The following is a 3,041-nucleotide window of genomic DNA, read 5'->3' as shown; positions in this document are numbered from 1 at the left end:
CTGGTCTTCTGGTCAGGTGAGCTTGGGAAAATAAAGTCTTACCAAGCCCCTCCCTTTAGGGATGGGGTTCCTGACACACTCTCACCATTATTTTGCTGTGGGCTAAGTCTCAAGCTGGAGTCCCTCGCTCCCGATCGCCTACTCTGCGACAGCCTCGATCTAGGGCGATTGCGATCGGCTGCCTGGAATTTGCATGCAGACGATCGCCGTATCTCAGACGCGCGATCGCTGCCAAATCCACTGCGAGCGAGAATAGGCGATAGCCCTAGTTCATATAAGCATTTAATTGCAATTCTGTTAAGTCATCTAGAGAAATACCTCTAGGAAAATACCTCTAGAGACGTCCCCGACGTCTCTAGAACCCAACACTCTACACCGGGCGATCGCTCCATCGCCCCACATTTGCCAAAATTGGCTCTGGATTGTCAAACGCTTCCATAAATACCTGATGATAGAAACATTCCTCTGCCGATCGCAATTTCGCTTCCGGATGCTTCTGCTGATAGGCTTCGGCTTCCTCGGCACTCATCGCGGAGGACAGTAGCTCGTTTAACAAATCCACTGTGCCGCTACCTTCGTCAAATTGCAGCTTATTGCGCCACACGATTTCGGAGGGCAACATATCCTCAAATGCCTTCCTCAAGATCCATTTTTCAATCAGCGGATCTCCGGCAATTTTGTACTTCGCCGGAATCTGCTGTCCGAGTTCGATGCATTTCAAGTCCAGAAATGGCACCCTTCCCTCGATGGAGTGCGCCATCGTCAAGCGATCGACCCGTTGCAAGTTAATATTGTGCAATGTAGCCACCGATCGCCGCAGTTCCCGATGCAGTACCTCTTCGTCGGGGATGCCTTTGTAATAGGTGTAGCCGGCAAACAACTCATCGGCACCTTCTCCGGTGAGAATCACTTTGACGTATTCTGCCGCCAGTCGGGAGGTAAAATAACAAGGAATGCCACTGCGTACCAAGTCTTGGTCAAACGTCTCCATGAAATAAATAATTTCGGGGAGTTTCTCCTTCACCTCTTGTGGCGTAATCACGTATTCGTGATGAATGGTGTCGAGATGACGCGACACGAGGCGCGCTGCTGCCAAATCTTGCGACCCTTCAATGCCCACGGAGAAGGTATGCAGGGGGCCGGAATGATGTTGGCGCACGATCGCGGCGATGATGCTACTATCGAGTCCCCCGGACAAAAATGCCCCCAGGGGCACATCGCTCATCAACCGCTTCACCACCGCTTCTTCTAACGTCTCTCGCAGTCGTTTTATCAGGATTTCCGGGTCGGCATCCACTTCGGGCTGCAAGTCGGGTACGGTGTAAAAGGTGGTAAATCCGCTATCCGAGTGGTAATAGGTACCGGGAGGAAATTCTTTAACGTTGTCGCAACATTTCGCGATCGCTTTGAGTTCCGAAGCGATTATGGTGGAGCCATTTTTTTCCCCGTAGTAAAGCGGTTTGATGCCAATCGGATCCCGGGCGGCAAATAACGAATTTTCATCGGCGATCGCAAAGGCGTACATCCCATCTAACAAATTCACCGTCTCGGTTCCATGCTCTTCATACAGGTGCAGGATCGCCTCGGTATCGCTGCTGGTCCGGAAGTTGTGCCGTTCCATCAAATCCGGTCGCAATTGCGGAAAATTATAAATCTCCCCATTGGCAACGATCGCCTTGCTTTTTTCATCGCCATAAATCGGTTGGTTGCCTCCTTTCGGATCCATAATGCTCAGTCTTCGGTGCCCTAACACTCCCGCCTGAGTTTCCGCCACGAATATCCCATCCGCATCCGGTCCCCGGTGAATCAGGGAATCCATCATAATTTGAACGCCGTTCGGGTCATTTTGTCCCCAAATTCCAGCAATACCGCACATAATCTTTCTTTACGCTCTTCTTAAGTTAACCTTCACTCCACTGGGGGCATCTTTGAGCTAAACGGGATGCCTCCTGATTGCAAACTAGCCCCCAAGACAATCGGTCTGCGGTGTATTTTACTACTTTTTGCTTTTTTATGCAATGTTTTGTTTGCCGCTCATAAAATCGCTGCGTTCTTACCGCGCTCGGCATAAAAAGTTATAGTTTTGCTTTTTCAACCCTGGAAGAATGCAGATATCTGAGGTTGTTTTAGGGGATAAAGTTTCCCCATTAAAATTCGCGTCAACCTGTCAAAAAAAATGGCGATATAACAGCCAATCGCCTTTAAGAAATCAGAAATAACCCCTATGTAAAACAGGGATAAATTACATGCTAATTGTCAAGACTTCATTCTTTTGCGAAACAGCCCATTGCGATAAAAAACCGCTTCGCTCGAGACAAACGCCTTGAACTGCCATCACCATACAAAGGGGAGTTGGCTCAAGGTTATGCCGAGGGTTGGGGTTGAAAGCGCTTCATTTCATCGATTAAGCAATCGAAATAAGGAGCGAGGCGATCGCGCAGTTGCGGTTCCACGCGCTGCAAACCTGCTGCTTTCAGATATTCCAATCCCAGCACCATCGCCCCTAAAGGCACGCGCAACTCTTGATAGAGCAACTCCATATTTTCCAGTCCTTCGGTACTGGTAAACTCCGTAGTGCCCCCGGCGATGCCGTAAGTAATGCAGCGCAGAAAATGCCAAAAATCTCGCCAGCACGCCTCTGCCCGTGCGGGGGGATAAAGCTCTCCCCCCGACTCGCAGATGCCTGGATATTGCGCCAAAACTTGCCCTCTGGCGTCGGCGACGATTTCGGGAGCGTTTTCGCGCAGGATCCTTGCCGCCTGCGGGTACCCCGGTCCATCTGGGCGAAGGCTCGCCAAATCGGCATCGCTTAAATAGCGCCTTTCATCATCCGCCGCCTGGAAGCGTTGAATAATCTCGGCAGAATGTAAGCCCTGCCAACGGGCAAAGCTGACAATTCTGGCTTTGGGAATCAGTTGTTTGGCCTTTTCACTGAGTTGGAATGTCATCAGAAATTGGGGTTGATAAGGGGGAGAACGGAAACCCTCGTCATTTATGCGTAGGGAGGAGTTCTCCCCCTTACACAGACAACAGTTTGACAA

At 50.3% G+C, this 3,041-nt stretch carries 2 protein-coding genes; both read right to left on the bottom strand.

Features of this window, described 5'->3' with window-relative positions:
* Positions 1 to 370: 370 nt before the first annotated feature.
* Positions 371 to 1,876, bottom strand: a complete 1,506-nt coding sequence (asnB, locus tag AC0QH1_RS09680) for an asparagine synthase B (protein ID WP_324630870.1) — start codon at positions 1,874 to 1,876, stop codon at positions 371 to 373.
* Positions 1,877 to 2,363: 487 nt separating this feature from the next.
* A complete protein-coding gene (locus AC0QH1_RS09675; protein ID WP_324630869.1) occupies positions 2,364 to 2,948 on the bottom strand; it encodes a globin family protein in 585 nt (194 codons plus the stop codon).
* Positions 2,949 to 3,041: the final 93 nt, after the last annotated feature.

The sequence above is a fragment of the Phormidium sp. CCY1219 genome (assembly GCF_055795085.1).
This window is presented reverse-complemented; position numbering and strand designations above follow the sequence as displayed.

Coding starts and splice junctions, on each gene's coding strand:
- AC0QH1_RS09675 (WP_324630869.1), bottom strand. CDS start 2,948: ATGACATTCCAACTCAGTGAAAAGGCCAAACAACTGATTCCCAAAGCC.
- asnB (WP_324630870.1), bottom strand. CDS start 1,876: ATGTGCGGTATTGCTGGAATTTGGGGACAAAATGACCCGAACGGCGTT.